17 protein-coding genes are annotated in these 16,623 nt (G+C 34.8%); 8 read left to right on the top strand and 9 right to left on the bottom strand.

The features are described from left to right. Positions 1–46: 46 nt before the first annotated feature. Complete coding sequence (locus FC97_RS06890) at positions 47–433, bottom strand: CvfD/Ygs/GSP13 family RNA-binding post-transcriptional regulator (protein WP_056967985.1); 387 nt, start codon at positions 431–433, stop codon at positions 47–49. A gap of 78 nt (positions 434–511) precedes the next feature. On the opposite strand from FC97_RS06890, the gene FC97_RS06895 reads away from it, so the two are divergent. Together FC97_RS06895 and FC97_RS06900 are read left to right on the top strand one after the other, a co-directional pair. Continuing rightward, complete coding sequence (locus FC97_RS06895) at positions 512–1,507, top strand: NAD(P)/FAD-dependent oxidoreductase (RefSeq protein ID WP_054644000.1); 996 nt, start codon at positions 512–514, stop codon at positions 1,505–1,507. A gap of 93 nt (positions 1,508–1,600) precedes the next feature. Next, the gene (locus FC97_RS06900; protein ID WP_054644002.1) at positions 1,601–2,242 is read left to right on the top strand and encodes a VTT domain-containing protein; all 642 of its coding nucleotides are present in this window, start codon (positions 1,601–1,603) and stop codon (positions 2,240–2,242) included. Between the two features lie 10 nt (positions 2,243–2,252). Here the strand turns inward: FC97_RS06900 and FC97_RS06905 are convergent, their stop codons facing one another. From FC97_RS06905 to FC97_RS06930, 6 genes are read right to left on the bottom strand one after another with little or no spacing between them, the layout of a single operon-like run. Then, entirely contained in the window at positions 2,253–2,852 is a 600-nt protein-coding gene (locus tag FC97_RS06905; RefSeq protein ID WP_054643999.1) for a TIGR01906 family membrane protein, read from the bottom strand. Then, on the bottom strand, positions 2,845–3,621 hold the full coding sequence (locus tag FC97_RS06910; protein ID WP_054643998.1) for a TIGR01457 family HAD-type hydrolase: 777 nt from the start codon (positions 3,619–3,621) through the stop codon (positions 2,845–2,847). The genes FC97_RS06905 and FC97_RS06910 overlap by 8 nt, the downstream gene beginning before the upstream one ends. After that, on the bottom strand, positions 3,618–4,166 hold the full coding sequence (locus FC97_RS06915; protein WP_054643997.1) for a YutD family protein: 549 nt from the start codon (positions 4,164–4,166) through the stop codon (positions 3,618–3,620). Before FC97_RS06915 ends, FC97_RS06910 begins: the two co-directional genes overlap by 4 nt. A 9-nt stretch (positions 4,167–4,175) precedes the next feature. Continuing rightward, the gene (locus FC97_RS06920) at positions 4,176–5,543 is read right to left on the bottom strand and encodes a bifunctional metallophosphatase/5'-nucleotidase (RefSeq protein ID WP_054643996.1); all 1,368 of its coding nucleotides are present in this window, start codon (positions 5,541–5,543) and stop codon (positions 4,176–4,178) included. 6 nt (positions 5,544–5,549) lie between these two features. Continuing rightward, positions 5,550–6,161, bottom strand: a complete 612-nt coding sequence (locus FC97_RS06925) for a metallophosphoesterase family protein (protein ID WP_054643995.1) — start codon at positions 6,159–6,161, stop codon at positions 5,550–5,552. Continuing rightward, positions 6,161–6,496 (bottom strand): hypothetical protein, encoded by a 336-nt coding sequence (locus FC97_RS06930; RefSeq protein ID WP_025084658.1) that lies wholly within the window; start codon positions 6,494–6,496, stop codon positions 6,161–6,163. Before FC97_RS06930 ends, FC97_RS06925 begins: the two co-directional genes overlap by 1 nt. 66 nt (positions 6,497–6,562) lie before the next feature. On the opposite strand from FC97_RS06930, the gene FC97_RS06935 reads away from it, so the two are divergent. The 4 genes from FC97_RS06935 (at position 6,563) to FC97_RS06950 (ending at position 12,734) form a co-directional block, all read left to right on the top strand. Beyond that, a complete protein-coding gene (locus FC97_RS06935; protein ID WP_054643994.1) occupies positions 6,563–7,993 on the top strand; it encodes a glycerophosphodiester phosphodiesterase in 1,431 nt (476 codons plus the stop codon). Between the two features lie 66 nt (positions 7,994–8,059). Beyond that, positions 8,060–9,457 carry a dipeptidase PepV gene (gene pepV / locus FC97_RS06940; protein WP_054643993.1) on the top strand — a complete coding sequence of 466 codons (1,398 nt, stop codon included), beginning with the start codon at positions 8,060–8,062 and terminating at the stop codon, positions 9,455–9,457. A 116-nt stretch (positions 9,458–9,573) separates the two neighbouring features. Beyond that, the gene (locus tag FC97_RS06945; RefSeq protein WP_054643992.1) at positions 9,574–12,336 is read left to right on the top strand and encodes a transglycosylase domain-containing protein; all 2,763 of its coding nucleotides are present in this window, start codon (positions 9,574–9,576) and stop codon (positions 12,334–12,336) included. 95 nt (positions 12,337–12,431) lie between these two features. Continuing rightward, positions 12,432–12,734 carry a hypothetical protein gene (locus FC97_RS06950; RefSeq protein ID WP_054643991.1) on the top strand — a complete coding sequence of 101 codons (303 nt, stop codon included), beginning with the start codon at positions 12,432–12,434 and terminating at the stop codon, positions 12,732–12,734. A gap of 56 nt (positions 12,735–12,790) precedes the next feature. On the opposite strand, the gene ccpA is transcribed toward FC97_RS06950, so the two are convergent. Then, positions 12,791–13,792 (bottom strand): catabolite control protein A, encoded by a 1,002-nt coding sequence (gene ccpA, locus FC97_RS06955; protein ID WP_056954640.1) that lies wholly within the window; start codon positions 13,790–13,792, stop codon positions 12,791–12,793. A gap of 172 nt (positions 13,793–13,964) precedes the next feature. Between ccpA and FC97_RS06960 the strand changes: the two genes are divergently transcribed. Then, a complete protein-coding gene (locus tag FC97_RS06960; RefSeq protein ID WP_056967987.1) occupies positions 13,965–15,065 on the top strand; it encodes a M24 family metallopeptidase in 1,101 nt (366 codons plus the stop codon). A 154-nt stretch (positions 15,066–15,219) separates the two neighbouring features. Then, on the top strand, positions 15,220–15,624 hold the full coding sequence (locus FC97_RS06965) for a helix-turn-helix transcriptional regulator (RefSeq protein ID WP_054643990.1): 405 nt from the start codon (positions 15,220–15,222) through the stop codon (positions 15,622–15,624). 234 nt (positions 15,625–15,858) lie between these two features. Here the strand turns inward: FC97_RS06965 and FC97_RS06975 are convergent, their stop codons facing one another. Beyond that, entirely contained in the window at positions 15,859–16,332 is a 474-nt protein-coding gene (locus FC97_RS06975) for a hypothetical protein (RefSeq protein ID WP_156314128.1), read from the bottom strand. Positions 16,333–16,623 lie beyond the last annotated feature (291 nt).

Here is a 16,623-nt window from a genome sequence, read left to right on the forward strand (position 1 = left end):
AACAAGATATATATTACCAATCGAATAAGAGAGTTGCAACCCTTTTTTACAAAAAAGTTGAATTTTTTCGCTTTTTTTCTGAAATTAGCGCCATTGCACCGTTTACCCAGTCATTTTTCTCTCTAGCAATGGTCTTATAGCCAATCTTATCACGATAATCTGTCCAGAAATGCTTATGTAAAATGGGACGTCCTACCTTTTCAGGATTCAAAGCTCTTGTAGATAAACTGATTTTTTGATTATATTCATCAATACCCATTACTACTACTTGAACTTCATCACCTATTTTATATCTTTCTTCTATATTAGAAACAAATCCATGCTTTAATTCTGAAATATGAATTAACCCTTGATGTGTACTATCCAGTTTGACAAAAACACCATAAGATTGAATTCCTGAAATTGTTCCAGTAAGTTTATCTCCTATTCTCATTAATTTTCCACCTTTTTAGATTCTAAATATGTAACAATGTATCTATAGATTATATAACAGAAAATGGTGACTAAGATTATGAATGATAAAATTTATGACATTTCAATCATAGGTGGTGGCCCTGCAGGTATGTTTGCTGCCTACTTTGCACGATTACGTAATTTAGATGTGGCTCTAATTGAAAGCTTACCTAAATTAGGTGGTCAGCCTGAAACATTATATGCGCAAAAACATATTTATGATGTAGCAGCTTTGCCTAAGATATCGGGTACTGATCTCAGTAAACAATTAGCTACTCAGCTTAACACTTTGGATTGTGACAAATATCTAAGTACATCTGTTTCTTCTATAGATAGAAACGAAGATGATACTTGGACTATTAAGACTAATAAAGGCGAGATCACTTCAAAAGCAATTATTATCGCTATTGGTAATGGTGCCTTCGAACCACGTAAACTAACATTTGAATATGACCAATCACTTGAAGAAAACAATTTAAGCTACTTTGTTAATAATATTAAAGACTATATAGGAAAGGATGTCCTAGTAGCTGGTGGCGGTGACTCTGCTGTTGACTGGTCTATTGATCTTAGTAAGATTGCTAAGCATACATCCCTTATTCATAGAAGAAATAAGTATCGTGCAATGGAATCAAGTGTTGAAAGATTAAATGCCTCTGCCGTTGAACAATTGAATCCCTTTATCATTAAAGAAGTTAACTACAATCCTGACGACCACAAAAAAATTGATGTGACTCTTAAGATGGTTAAATCAGACAAGATTAAAATTGTCACTGCTGATAAACTCCTCGTTAACTATGGTTTCGTCTCTGATTCACGTGTCCTCCGTGATTGGAATATCGATCTACAGGGACCCTTTGTCAAAGTATCACAAGAAATGGAGACTAACCTGCCTAATGTGTTTGCAATTGGAGACATTGTAACTTACCCCGGCAAACTACAATTGATCACAACTGCCTTTGCTGAAGGCCCCATTGCAGTAACCAAGGCTCTTCGTAACCTGTATCCTGACAGAAACTACTTTGAGCACAGTACTTCTATTTTTGAAAAATAACATTAAATTTAGAAAATATTAAAGCTAATTTTAAGTTATGCTAGTATAATGAAAACTAATTTGAATTCTGGAGTTGATTGATTGAGTTACGTAATGAGTCTGGTCGATTTCATTTTGCATATTGATAGTCATATGGTCAATATTGTAAATAATTTCGGCCTTTGGACATATTTAATCATGTTCCTTATCATTTTCATTGAAACCGGTGTGGTTATTTTACCTTTCCTTCCCGGTGATTCCTTGATTTTCGCAGCAATGGCTTTAGCAGCTAATCCGAAATATGGATTGTCGACTTGGCTGTTATTCATTATTTTCTTAGCCGCTGCAGTCTTAGGAGATTCAATGAACTATGAGATTGGTGAACATTTTGGACAGTTTGCAACGGAGAATAAATACCTCAGTAAACTGATTAATAAAGAACATCTACATGATGCACATATTTTCTTTCAAAAACATGGTGGTAAAACCATTGCAATCGGAAGATTTATTCCACTAATTAGAACTTTTGTTCCATTCGTCGCTGGTAGTGGAACCATGCACTATCGAACTTTCTTGAAGTTCAATTTCATCGGTGCATTCTTGTGGGTCCTAATTTGTTCTATTGCCGGACACCTATTCGGTAACATTCCTGCAGTTCAAGAACACTTCTCAATGATTATTCTTGGTATCATCTTGGTATCATTGATTCCTGTATTGATCACTGCACTTAAAAATCGCAACAAAAAAAGAGCTTAAGACATTTGTCTTAGGCTCTTTTTCTTGCTTCCCAAAAATTAAGTCCTTCAAAAAGGATAAAGAATAGTACAAAACATTGTGTAAAGAATTCCTCTGGCAAGATATTGATAACAGGATCACGTCCTGGATCGAATAACCAATCGCTATTACGAAATAGAACTTCATGAAAAATCACAAAGAATCCATCAAAATCAATCAACATTAACAGGGCTAATATAATTCCCAGAATGCCAATCCAGAGAAAGACCTTATTAAAATGGGCTCGTACCTTACCAAACCTAGCTACTAATAATCCTGAAACAATCCAGACACCAAAATTCAGCATAAAGAGTTTCTTACAATCTTCAAAATGTAGTCTACCTGCTGGTGAAGAAATAAAGTTACTCAAATGAAAATGCCAATTAAATGGATTAATCAAATAATCCATCATCTGAGCATAATTTTTATAGACTGTTCCATAGTCCAGATTCACCAAAGAATCCAAATTGTAAAGTCTAATATTGATAGCAAACAAAAAATAACTGGCAAAAATGGTTACCGTAATTGCCGTTGTCAAAATGAATAACGCTAAAGCGGTCGTGTAAAAACCGTCTTTTTGTGTATTAGACATCCCACTTGTCCAAACTTTCTACTTCGTGAGTAGGTTTGATCTCCTGTTTAGCAATATCTTCATGTGTACTTACACCTGTGTAGACTAATAACGTATCAACATTTGCATTAATTCCACATTTAATATCGGTATTATAATTGTCCCCTACCATTAAAGCTGTCTTAGGATCAAAGCCCTTAGCTTTAGCAGCAAAATCCATAATGTCTCGTTCTGGCTTGCCAATATACTTAGCCTTTTGTTGAGTAGATGTTTCGACTAGTGAAATTACAGAACCAGCACCAGGAACTAGGCCACGTTCATTGGGTAAATTAGTATCCGCGTTTGTACCTATAAAGAATGCTCCACGTTTGATAGCTAAAGTGGCTAATTCAAATTTATGGTATGTAACATCGTAGTCTAATCCCACGATAACTACATCCGGATTAGTTTCATTCAACTTAATACCAGTACCAAAGACTGCACTCTTTAAACCATATTCTCCAACCACATAGGCTGAATGGTTCTTTACATCATCATCAAACATATTCTTAACATAAGCTGCCGTAGCAAGTGATGGTGTTACCACTTGATCTGCTTTTGCAGAAATTTGGTGGTTATTAGTTAAATTATCTGCCACTTGTTGTGGTGTTTTAGTTGTATTATTCGTCAGAAAATAATAATCAATTCCCTTAGCATTCAAATTGTCGATAAATACCTTTGCTTCCGGGATCTTATCTTTTCCACGATACATTGTTCCATCTAAATCAATTAAATATGTTTGATACTTCATTTATTCGTTTCACCTATTTTTCTAATTTTAAAAGTCTTCTTAGCCGAAGTTTTCTTTACTCGACGCTTAGAGACTTTATTCTTTTTCTTCTGACTATTAACGTTATTCTTCGAATTATTATTCGTATTACTAGAATGCTTCGTTCTATTATTACGAGTATGAAATTTATGACTAGACTTATTATTACGACGCCCATTCTTCAGTGGTGCTTTTTTGACCTTTTCTAGTACAAAATAAGCACAACCAAAATTACAGTACTCTATCAAGTAATCTTCCAAATAGGAGATTCTGGTATCTAGAGTACTTTCTTTTCTTCCATCTTCATAAAAGCCCTTAAATCTTAATTGATCATAACCCCAGTCACCGACAATATAATCGTACTTATCTAAGACATTGTTATATCTCTCTTCAATACGTTCTTTGCTAAAACCATCGTCGTGATCTTCAACAATTCTGTACTGGGTTTTATTAATCGTAATTAGGTTATCAGCCAGAACAATAACATCAGCTAATTTGGTTGTGGTATTATTCTCAACTTCCTGCAAACAATCACCTCAAATCGGATATTTCTTCCCTAAATATTCACTAAAAACATTTCTTAAAAACTTAGGATACATAATTTTGTTCTTACCTGCTATCTCTATAGAAGGAAAATACGGAACAAATAAGTAATGATCCAATAAAGCTAAAGTATACTCTTGATTCCTATTTAATTCTTGACCATTTATATATACATTACGTTTATCATCAATCGTAATTCCTCGATAAATGAGTTCGCCAAATATCTTACCACGAAATCCCATTCCTTTTTGTTGATGCGTCCGCAAATACAAACGATTCTTTTCCATTTCCATTACCAGACGCCAAACATTATCGCCTGTCATAGTTGTTCTCATTACATGAATTGCATGTGGCAAAATATCATGTAAATCTTTCTCGGTAATTATACCTTTAGGTAAATCTTTCAAAAATAAACCTGAACTTAAAATAGCTACTTCAGTATCAGCATATTCTTGCACTGCTGTTAAAGCCTCTTGGATAATTGAATGTTCTGCTTGATAGTTGCTGCTCAAAGAAAGCGGCAAATTTGCAACTTGTCTTTGATTCAACAAATCCTCACCCTTATCGTGTTGCGCTTCAATCCAGGCAGAATCAGTATCCAATACTTTCATAGATGAAGTTGGTGTAGTAAAAGCATCTTTCTTAACTACTTGTTTATCCTGATTCAATTCTAAATTAATAGTTCCTACATTTTGACCGTATTTACCAGCGGCAGCCAATAAAACTCCATTATCCATTTCCCCCTTAGGAAAGAGGTGGTGAGTATGTGATCCGATAATAACATCAATTTCTGGATGTTTACTGGCAATCAACCGATCCATGGAAACGCCCAAATGAGATAATAGGATAATCACATCACAGTCTTTCACATCTTGTAGAACTTTGGGCAACATATCTTGTATTAAACGAATGTCCCAATTCAATAATGGATAAGTCAAAATAAATGGCGCCGTCAAACCGATCACACCAATTTTGGTCTGAGATTTAGTTGTAAAAATCTTCGATTGCACAGCAAAATCAGCCAATCTGCCAGTTTTTTCTTCATATAAGTTACCTAAAATAACTGGAAAATTAGCATGGTCGTACAAATGCTCTAATTCTTCATGACTATTACCCAAACCCTCATTATTACCAATTGTGGCTGCATCATAATGAAGTGGATTCATCCAAGCAATATTGGCTTGACCATTAGTTGCTTCACTTAAAGGATGAGCTCGATCCATCGCATCCCCGATATCAAATAAATAAAAATCATCAGCAGTACTATTTTGACGAGCCTGCTCAATAAAACGAGATACTCGAGGAAAGTTTTCGAAATGGGAATGCAGATCATTAGTATGAACTATTTGAATTTTTTCCATAGTAACCTACTTTCTTTCCATCTTTGCTAACTCTTTTTTCTTCTTGTCATACATTTCTAGGATCTCTTCTCCACGTAATGGTGAGCCCCAAGGTAAATCTTCTGATAATAGATCACGTTCAGGTGCATCAACTCCGACATTGATATTTTCTGGAATTGGTACAGAATAATGATGAATGTGTCCATGCAAATTAATTATTTTATCAACTTTTCCCAATAACATTGGATAATGCGTACAATAAAATTGATGATGATCAAATTTCAACAATGAGCCGACATCTTCAAACTCATATTTAGGCTTACCATCAGTCATCGTCACATTATTCTTATCAATAAATTTGAAAAGTGAACGATAATCATGGTTTCCTTTAATCAAGGTTATATGACCATTTAATTGACGTAAAATATCATAAGTCTCTTGATCGGTTGGATAATCCTGTGGACGCATCGAAATATCACCCAGATGATAAACACGGTCATTATCATCAACACGTGCATTCCAAGCATCAATCATTGCCTGGTTCATCTCGTCAACATTACCAAAATGTCTTGGTGCAAAGTTATTTGGCTCTAATAATTGATAATGATAAAAGTGTGTATCTGCTATAAAGTAATTCATTATTCAGCATTATCATCCTTTGAAATTATTTTATTTGCTTTAAGAATTTCATTGAAGGCATCTTGAATCTTACCCTCAGGTTTCTTATATTCAACCCACTCTGTCAAATCCATCGGTGGGACTGTATAATTTTCGTTAACATAGTCTTCATAGACTTGTACAGCCGATGAATGTGGAATATTGAGTTTCAAGATTCTAACTTCTTTGATCATTCCTAATTCAGCGGCCTTCTCAGCACGACCATTCATGACGATATTAGCAAGTTCATAATACTTGGTTCCATCATTACGAGTTATTTGTTCAATAATATCGAGTGTTTGCTTTTCATTATCCATTTGTTACTACCTCACATTTCACTACTTATTTTAGTATATAATATCTAAAAAGTTAGGGAGTTAATTATGATTTCAAAAAGTTTCAATCTTTTCAAAATATCATTGGCACTGCTAGTTTTCTTCTTTGCTAGTGGATTTACCGTTATCGGTCACCGTGGTGATCCAATCAATGCCCCCGAGGAAACCTTTGAAAGTTTCGATAAAGCTTTTGCGGAAGGTGCCGATTACGTCGAGTTAGACATTCATGTTTCTAAAGATAACGTCCTAGTCGTGTCACATGATCGTGATCTAGAACGTGTCACGGGAACTTCTGCTATTGTATCGCAACACAATTTTTCAGAACTAGCTTCACTAAAGCAAAAAAACGGTGAATCAATTCATAGTTTGAACCAAGTCTTCGAACACTACAAGAATAATCCTAAGGCTAAATTCCTTATTGAAACGAAGAAAACCAAAAAAGGTAATCCTCAAAATATGGAAGCTCTGCTCAAACAAGTCATCGATCAATATGGTATGCAAGACCGTGTTATGTTCCACTCATTTTCTACTAAGAGTTTGGAAAACGAATCTCAATTGATGCCGAACATCCCTCGTATCTTTATTGCTGGAACAATTAAACGTGTCAATTTTGATATTTTACAGTATGTCACTGGAGTTAATCTATCTTCCACTATCGTTACTCCTGAAATAATCAATACAATGCACTACATGGGTAAAAGTGTTTATGTTTGGGATGAAATGAATGAAAGCCCTAAAAAATGGAATACTCTGATCAACATGCCTATTGATGGTGTTGTTACCAACTATCCCGCTACTGGTAACGAATATCGAGAATTAAAAGATAAATCCAAGAGCCAGGTTATCAATCAAAATGTCTATTATATGAGTTCTAAAGAAGAACCTGTTTACGAAAATCCTTATCGGTTGATCAAAACTAAAAAAGTGATCGAACCATTAGGCGGTTACCACATTACTAATATCATTAAGTCTAACGGTCAAAAGTACGTTCAAATAGGTGAAAATGAATTTGCTAATGCCACTGGTTTTAATTCCGAATACGTTTTAAAAGATTTACGCCAGTATTTTGGTGCTAAAGTTATTTATCGCCATCAACAACCTAATAATTTTCTCTACAGTGAACCAGATGACCAAAGCCCAGTTTCTAATCGTATCGAGGCCAACAAGCCTGAAAAAATCATTACTATTCAACGTACTGGTTCACAGACTTGGTTGAAATTAAAAGATGGCTGGATCAATGCCAAAAATGTCTTAATTCAATTGAATCCTGACAATTACTTGGGTAACGATAGTGAACAAAGCTACTATGACCTACCTCAAGGACAAAGGTTAAAAAATATTGACTTGTTAGAAAATATTTCCCTAGCTAAGCCAACAACTGACCAAACGGTTAAGAATGCTGATTTACTGAGTGATTTCAATAATTTATTTATTGATTTCTCGCTAAATAATGACAACGATTCCATAAAGAAAATTTAGGTAAATTAGCCATTAATCCAAACCTTTGGTAAAATATATAAAACTTCATGTGGAGGTCAAAGATACATGTCTATAGATTGGGAAAAAGAAGTTTCACATCGTTCAGATGAATTAATCAACGATCTTTCTGAATTAGTAAGTATTGATAGTTCAAGAGATATCGAACATAAAACTAGTGATTTTCCATTAGGACCCGGACCAGCCAAAGCCCTTCAAACATTTTTACATTTTGCAGACCGTGATGGCTTCGAAACTAAGAATGTTGATAACTTAGCTGGAAGAATTGAATTTGGTGATGGAGAGGATGCCATTGCTATTTTAGGACACGTCGACGTTGTTCCTGAAGGACCGGGTTGGAATACAGATCCATTTGATCCCGTTATTAAAGATGGAAACTTTTACGCTCGTGGTGCTAGTGACGATAAAGGCCCTAGTTTGGCTTCCTACTATGCAATGAAGATCATTAAAGAATTGAAACTACCAACATCCAAAAAAGTTCAATTGATCTTAGGAACTGATGAGGAGAGCGAATGGGTTGGTATCAACCATTATATGGAAAAAGAAACTCTTCCAGAAACAGGTTTTTCTCCTGATGCTGAATTTCCAGCTATCAATGGTGAAAAAGGTATTGTCTCATTTAGAGTTAACTTCCCCACTCCAAAAATCGGTTTAGTTAAGAGCTTCAATGCTGGTATCAGACCTAATATGGTTCCACAAAATGCTGAAGCAAAGTTAGATTTAAATTCTATCAAGGTTGAAGAACTAAAAGATAGTTTAAATAATTTCTTAGCTGAAAACACTGAAGTCAAAGGTAATACAACGACTGAAGACGATACTATCAAAGTACAAATTATCGGTAAGGGTGCACATGCTATGGAACCATTTAATGGTATCAATGCCGCTACTTACCTAGCCAAGTTCTTAACTACTTTGAATTTAAATGATAGTGAAAAACTATATTTCTCATTTATTGCTAATGATCTACACCTTGATTTTGCGGGCGAACATTTAGGAATTGCTAATAAAGATGACGTTATGGGTGAACTAACACTCTCACCTAACATCTATGAATACGATCAAGACCAAGCTAACATTTTATTGAACATTCGTTATCCAAAGGGTGACAACGGCGACACATTGACTGAAAAGATCAATCAACACTTACCTGAAAATGTTACAGCCGTAATTGAAGGACACAACCAATTGCCTCACTTTATTGACGCAGATGATCCTTTAGTTCAAGATTTAGTTGGTGCTTATCGTGATCATACTGACGACCAAACCGAACCATTCACTGTTGGTGGTGGTACTTATGGTCGAATTTTGAAACATGGAATTGCCTTTGGTGCAATGTTCCCTGGTGACGAAAACGTTATGCATCAACCTAATGAATATATTAATATTGATAAATTATTAAAAGCCACTGCAATCTATGCAGACGCTATCTACCGCTTGATTAAGTAACTTAATAAAAGTTCCGTAGAAATTCTTTTCTATGGAACTTTTTTTGTTTTTACACTTCTAAATCAATTTTATTATATAATTACGGTATGTAACTTTTTAAGGGAGCTTATTTAAAAGTGAAAAATTTATGGAATAGCATTGTCAATTGGTTCAAAAGTATTAAGAGCTGGTCCGATTTTGCTAACAAAGCTAATCTTACAATAGAGATCATTAGAAGAATAATTCTCTACTCTATCGCTGGTCTATTTATTATTTTAAGTTTAGCTGTAGGTCTCGGAATGGGATATGTTTCAGCATTAACGAATCAAGTTAGTGTTCCTACCAAAACCGAGATGAGAACCGAACTTCAAGATGTAAACAATTCAGCCACTCTATACTTTGCCGATGGTCAAAAAATTGAGAGTCTTCAAAAGGACCTCGAGGGTACTAAAATTTCAATTAATGAAATGTCACCTTATTTGAAGAAAGCTATCGTTTCAACTGAAGATAGCGACTTCTACCGTCATAAAGGTGTCGTTCCTAAGTCTATCTTTAGAGCTATTATTTCTGACATTACTGGTATCGGTGCACAAACTGGTGGATCTACTTTGACCCAACAAACAGTTAAAATGCAAATGTTATCATCAGAAACAACTTGGAAACGTAAAGCCGTTGAAATATTCTTAGCCATGCGTGTTGATAAGTATTTCTCTAAAGATGAAATTCTAGCAGATTACTTAAACGCCGCCACTTTTGGTCGTAATAATAAGGGACAAAACATTCAAGGTGTGCAAGCTGCCGCCCAAGGTCTCTTTGGTAAAGATGCCAAAGATTTGAACTTAGCGGAATCAGCCTTTATTGCCGGTCTGCCTCAAAGTCCTTCTATTTACACGCCATATGATGAACGTGGCAGAATCAAAGACAATATTAGTCTTGGTCTAAAACGTAAAAATATCGTTTTATATCGTATGTATCGTGATAACCAAATTTCTGAATCTCAATACAATCAAGCTAGAAAATTTGATTTGAAGAATGATTTCCAAGAACCCGAAAAGGCTGACAACCAAAGCATTAAGTATGGTTACTTGTACAATACCTTAACTTCCCAAGCTAGAACGATCTTAGTTAAACGTTTGGCTAAAAGTGACGGTATTAAATATAGTGACTTGCTAAAAGATGACAATCTTTATAAGAGATATTCAACCCAAGCAGATACAGAACTACATAATAAGAATTACAAGATTCACAGTACTATCAATAAGAGTTTATACGTTGCCTTAAATAAGCAAGCTCAAGAATATAAAGATAACTTGGGAACAACTCATACTGACAACGCAACTGATCCTAATACTGGTAAAAGTATTAAAGTTTCTGAACCAGTTCAAAACGGTTCCGTCTTACTAGATAACAAAACTGGTCAAGTCTTAGCCTTCGTTGGTGGTGTTAACTTCAAGAAATCACAAAACAACCACGCCTTTGATACTAAACGATCACCTGGTTCATCTATTAAACCGTTAATTACTTTTGCCCCAGCGATTGAAAATGGATTAATTGGTTCACAATCAATGTTGGCCGACTTCAAGACTAGTTTCAAGAAGTACTCACCAACTGATTATGGTGAAACAATTCAAAATCGTTTCATCTCTGCTCGTGAAACTTTGGAAGAATCATATAATATTCCTTCAGTTAACCTTTACAATTACATCAGACAACATGGCGTTGATTCTGAAAAGTACATGTCTAAGATGGGAATTAACCTTTCTAAGAAAGAATATCAACAATTAGGTATCACTTTAGGTGGTACAGCATCTGGTGTAACTGTGCTTCAACAAGCCAGTGCCTTCTCTACTTTTGCTAATAAGGGTGTTCACGTTGATCCTTATGTTGTCTCTGAAGTTACTGACCCATCTGGTACCGATATTTATAAACATAAAGATTCTCGTACTCGTGTCTTCAGTAAACAAACTTCATACATCATCAAGAACATGCTTCACGGTGTCGTAACTAAAGGTACTGCTTCTGCTCTTTCATATGAGGCTAACTTCAGTACTAAGAATCTCTTTGGTAAAACTGGTACATCAAATGACTATCGTGATAACTGGTTCATTGGTAGTACCGATGGTATGACTTTAGCTTCTTGGATTGGTTACGATAATTTCTACGGTAACAATTACAATCTATCAAGCAATTCAACCGACCTTAATCAAGAGCTCTGGGCGAATATGGCAAATGCCGTTTATAAACAAGATCAAAGTGTTCTTAACGTTCATACTGCCTTTAATAGACCAAGTGGTGTTCAATCCTACAAGGTCGACAAAGAAACAGGTACTAATGTTGGTACAATTGGCTACAACGGTGTCACTTCTAAGGTTGATCAACATACAACTACCTCGCTTTATTACAAAGGCAGTCCTCGTGATATGTCTTACAATAACTTTGCTATTGGTGGTAAAGCTAAGAATTATAAATTATTCTGGGATAACTACTTCGGACGTAATAACAGTTATGGTACTGTAAAACGTCTTGGTGACGATAGTAAATCTGCCAATGAATTGGCTCAAGAAAACGGAAGTGGTCGTACTTCTGGTTTCAGTAATAGTTCAAACAGTAGTGATTCATCACAAGTAATTACTAATAATAATTCTTCATCCAATTCAGCAACGACTGAATCAACCGCTAGATCAAATATTTCTAACAGTAATTCCGACACTGGTACTGGCTCGGGAACAGGTTCAGGCTCTGGTTCTGGATCAGGTTCTGGTAGCAAGTCAAGTGAAGAAAAAGAATCTTCAAATAGTACTAGTTCAAGTTCTAATGAACAGTCAAGTACTGAGACTACTGGCAATTCTTCATCAACCGGTACTGATACGGTTTCAACAACTCCACCAGCAGGTGAATAGTTAAAAAGCAGACATCTTCGGATGCCTGCTTTTTTTATGCAATTGAAAAACTATGATAGAATAAGTTTCGTTACTTTAGATCTAAGGAGAATAGTATGTACTTTAGTCCTGAATTCTTGCAAAACACTTTATATATAGTTGCTGCCATTTTAATTTTGTTTATCTTAATCGTGATTGGTTACAAAATTAAACACAACATCAAAATATGGGATAAATCTTTTACTTTAGCTTTGATCGTACTAGCTAACACCCTTTATTCCATCCTATCTGGATTCTTCGATATGCCTTACGAATTAAGCTCAATTATTACCGGTGGACTTTCATTAGTTGCTTTCGGATATATCGTCGTTATCGTTTGGGAATTACACAAACAGAAGAAATCAATCAAGAGCAAGTAAAAAAGCCCTGAGAATGAAAATAACTTCACTCTCAAGGCTTTTTATTTATAATCTTACTATTTTGTTGAACCACGCTTTACAATGCTGTATGGTAATTTAACTGTGTTTTCATCAATTTGTTCTTGATTCATCATCTTAGTTAACAAACGCATAGCAACCGCACCAATATCATACAATGGTTCTTCGATAGAACTCATCTTTGGACGTGTTACTTCACAAAGTACTGTATCGTTACTTGTAACAAGTTCGAAATCATCTGGAACCTTAACGCCAGCCTTAACAGCTGAATTAAGAATACCAGCAGCCAACAAGTCATCTGTAACATAAGCAGCTGTAGCACCACTACTGTGAATAGCATCCCAAATTGCTTCTCCGGCACGAACTGAATATTCAGCTTCAAATACTAAATTAGATGAGAAGTTAAGATGTGCTTTCTTCAAAGCCTTCTTGTAACCATCTAGTCTGTATTTACCATCAATAGGATTTTCAAGGCTACCACCCACGAAGGCAACCTTTTTGTGTCCATTTTGTGTTAATTGACTTACAACACTAGCAACAGCATCTGTAAAATCAATATTTACACTGGCGCTTTCATTATTCTTATCAACTGAACCAGCCAAAACGATTGGTGTCTTTGAGTTTGCAAGAATGCGCTTCAATTTCTTTGATAATTGCTTGCCCATGTAAATAAGTCCATCAACTTGTTTAGAAAGCAAGTTATTCAAGATTTGTTCTTCATCACCAACAGATTCTTGTAAACTTGTCAAAATGATATTGTACTTGTACATTGAAGCAACATCATCAATACCCTTAGCCAATGAAGCAAAGTATAGGTTAGTTATATCTGGTAAAATAACACCAATAGTTGTACTCTTCTTACTTGCCAAACCACGAGCAACCGCATTAGGACGATAATTCAAACGATCGATTACTTCCAAAACACGTTTTCTTGTTTCTTCTTTTACATTAGCGTTCCCATTAACTACACGTGAAATTGTAGCCATTGAAACATTGGCAGCCTCAGCTACGTCATAAATTGTTACTACTTTTTTGTCCATCAATATTCACTCTCTCAAACAATATTTTCATTAATTAACTTTAATTTATCAGAAATTTTCACTAATTGCAAGCGGTTTCTACATTATTGGCATATGTTTTCATATTTTTTCAAAAAGAAAATGATTTTCAGTGATATACTACTATTAAATCTGAACGTAAAGGAGTATTTTCATGAAGAAACAATTATTAGATCTACAAGAATATTTAGCACAAAATAATCTGGATATTGCTTATATCTCTAACCCCAGTGACATCAACTACTTCACCGGTTTCTACAGTGATCCTGTAGAAAGAATTCTCGCACTTTTAGTTTTCCCTGACAAGGACCCATTCCTATTTGCCCCTCAACTAGAAGTTGAAGCAGCTAAAGATGCTGGTTGGGATAAGGATGTCTTCGGTTACTTAGATCATGAGAAACCATTTGAATTAATGGCTGGTCATATCAAGGCTGTGGCCGGAACTCCTGCTAAATGGGGTATTGAAAAAGATGACTTACCCGTTCAAAAACTAGAAGCTATCAAGAGTCAATTTCCTGATGCCCAATTCCCTACTAACCTTTCACGTTACATGGAAAATGCTAAATTAATCAAAACAACTGCTGAAATCAATGAATTAAAAGCTGCTGGTGCTGAAGCCGACTATGCTTTTGAAGTTGGTTTCAATGCTATCAAAGAAGGCCGCACTGAACAAGAAGTTGTTGCTGAAATTGAATATGCAATGATGAGAAAAGGTGTCATGCATATGAGTTTTGATACTATCGTTCAAGCTGGTGCCAACGCTGCTAATCCACACGGTGGTCCTGAAAAGAATCCTATTGAAAAAGACGAATTAGTTCTCTTTGATTTAGGTACAGTTCACAACGGTTATATCAGTGATTCTTCACGTACTGTTGCCTTCGGTAAACCAGACGCTAAGTCACTTGATATCTATAAAGTTGACCTTGAAGCTCAATACGCTGCTATGGATGCTGCTAAACCAGGTATTACTGCTGCTGAACTTGATAAAGTAGCTCGTGATATCATCACTAAAGCTGGTTATGGCGAATACTTCATCCATCGTTTAGGACATGGTATGGGTACTTCAGAACACGAATTCCCATCAATCATGGAAGGTAACGATATGGTTCTAAAACCAGGTATGTGCTTCTCAATCGAACCCGGAATCTACATTCCAAATGTTGCCGGTGTTAGAATTGAAGACTGTGTTTATATTACTGAAGATGGTTGCGAACCATTCACACATACAAGTAAAGAATTGAAATATATCGACTAACATTAAAGTAAAAAGGATTTGATAAAACCACTAATTGGCTTATCAAATCCTTTTTGTCTGCAATCGTTATAACGGATGTAAGGTTCAACTGTCTTTTAACATAAGTATTTTTAAATTATAATTATTTATACAAAATCATTTATAGGAGGACTTTATGAGCTTAGGTACTACCATTCATGAAAATAGAGAAAAACACCATTTGTCCCAAATTCAACTCGCCAATCAACTTCACGTAAGTCGACAAGCAATTTCTAATTGGGAAACCGATCGATTCTTTCCATCCATGGACAATCTTCTTGAATTAAGTACCATATTTGATATTTCTATAGATGATTTACTAAAAGAAGACCCTACTTTAAAAAATGAGTTTGAAAAACAACAAGTGATTAAAGATGCTAACTTTTTTAAATCATTTAATAAAAAAGAAGAGATTTTGTTCTCCATAATTTTAATATTAATTGGTATTAAATTGGCCCCTTTAGGATTAGTTATCCCTGTCATCTATTGGCTAGTTAGATTAAGGGCGATAAAGAAGGCAAAACAATATGAAAAAGAATAAAGATACCATATTTTATATTATTATCAGTTTAGTTCTATTAACACTCTACTATTTGATTAATAAAAACGGTCAAACTATTTATCTCTTGCTCTTCATTACCATTTGGTTAGGATTTACTGTTTATGGCTTTTATATAATAATCAAAACTTTTTTTAAAAGCAAAAAATAAATACAAAAGGGGTATTGCTAAATGCAATACCCCTTTTGTATTTATCGATATCATTATATTAAGAATTAAAAAACTAAAGTCATTATAGCCGCCGTAACAATATTAGCAACTGTTGCATTCATACCAACATTCCTACAAGCCTTGTAAATTGCATCTTGTAGAGTTCCTGTAGCGTTTTCAATAAAGCCCAATAGTGTATCTAATCCAGTATGTGCAGCGATATATTTCTTAACTCCACTAGGCAACTTACTATATCCTTTTCTTATTGTTTTTACAGCCCATGTAAACTTTCCACGACTTATACCATCGCCTTGACCATTAATTACCACCCCATGATCAATAATCAAATTACTATCAATATTATTATGGTAGGTCTCTATCTCTTGATCCGTAAATCCTAAGCCTCTTAATTCTTGATCACTCAAACCTTTAAACTCATCATTACTTTCTTCAGTACTCCCATTAATTTGTGCGGCATTCACTTCTGTCGTTATAGACGGTACTACCACAGATGATAATGTTAATACAGTAAATCCCATTAATATCACTTTAGATTTTTTCATTTCTACTTTCCCCTTTTCCTTTATTACACCTCAAACAATATAGAATATTTTGTAATTTTAAAAGAAAGCAAAACCTTACATAGGATTTAATTTGATTTTTTTAAGTATATCGATACGCCATTTTATTTACATAACGGTCATATAACGCATTGAATTTATACGGTAAATTAGTCTCTTTACATTAAAATAAGAAAAGAGGACTCAAACCTAAATGAAGTGCAATAAAAAAGTTAGACATTTTTATAGGTTTTAAAAAATCATGGATTG

It is taken from the genome of Companilactobacillus kimchii DSM 13961 = JCM 10707 (assembly GCF_001435445.1).
Taxonomy (GTDB): domain Bacteria; phylum Bacillota; class Bacilli; order Lactobacillales; family Lactobacillaceae; genus Companilactobacillus; species Companilactobacillus kimchii.

Bases quoted from the DNA above. Each gene is read 5' to 3' on its own strand.
- FC97_RS06890 (WP_056967985.1), bottom strand. From the start codon at position 433: ATGAGAATAGGAGATAAACTTACTGGAACAATTTCAGGAATTCAATCT.
- FC97_RS06895 (WP_054644000.1), top strand. From the start codon at position 512: ATGAATGATAAAATTTATGACATTTCAATCATAGGTGGTGGCCCTGCA.
- FC97_RS06900 (WP_054644002.1), top strand. From the start codon at position 1,601: ATGAGTCTGGTCGATTTCATTTTGCATATTGATAGTCATATGGTCAAT.
- FC97_RS06905 (WP_054643999.1), bottom strand. From the start codon at position 2,852: ATGTCTAATACACAAAAAGACGGTTTTTACACGACCGCTTTAGCGTTA.
- FC97_RS06910 (WP_054643998.1), bottom strand. From the start codon at position 3,621: ATGAAGTATCAAACATATTTAATTGATTTAGATGGAACAATGTATCGT.
- FC97_RS06920 (WP_054643996.1), bottom strand. From the start codon at position 5,543: ATGGAAAAAATTCAAATAGTTCATACTAATGATCTGCATTCCCATTTC.
- FC97_RS06925 (WP_054643995.1), bottom strand. From the start codon at position 6,161: ATGAATTACTTTATAGCAGATACACACTTTTATCATTATCAATTATTA.
- FC97_RS06930 (WP_025084658.1), bottom strand. From the start codon at position 6,496: ATGGATAATGAAAAGCAAACACTCGATATTATTGAACAAATAACTCGT.
- FC97_RS06935 (WP_054643994.1), top strand. From the start codon at position 6,563: ATGATTTCAAAAAGTTTCAATCTTTTCAAAATATCATTGGCACTGCTA.
- pepV (WP_054643993.1), top strand. From the start codon at position 8,060: ATGTCTATAGATTGGGAAAAAGAAGTTTCACATCGTTCAGATGAATTA.
- FC97_RS06950 (WP_054643991.1), top strand. From the start codon at position 12,432: ATGTACTTTAGTCCTGAATTCTTGCAAAACACTTTATATATAGTTGCT.
- ccpA (WP_056954640.1), bottom strand. From the start codon at position 13,792: ATGGACAAAAAAGTAGTAACAATTTATGACGTAGCTGAGGCTGCCAAT.
- FC97_RS06960 (WP_056967987.1), top strand. From the start codon at position 13,965: ATGAAGAAACAATTATTAGATCTACAAGAATATTTAGCACAAAATAAT.
- FC97_RS06965 (WP_054643990.1), top strand. From the start codon at position 15,220: ATGAGCTTAGGTACTACCATTCATGAAAATAGAGAAAAACACCATTTG.
- FC97_RS06975 (WP_156314128.1), bottom strand. From the start codon at position 16,332: ATGGGATTTACTGTATTAACATTATCATCTGTGGTAGTACCGTCTATA.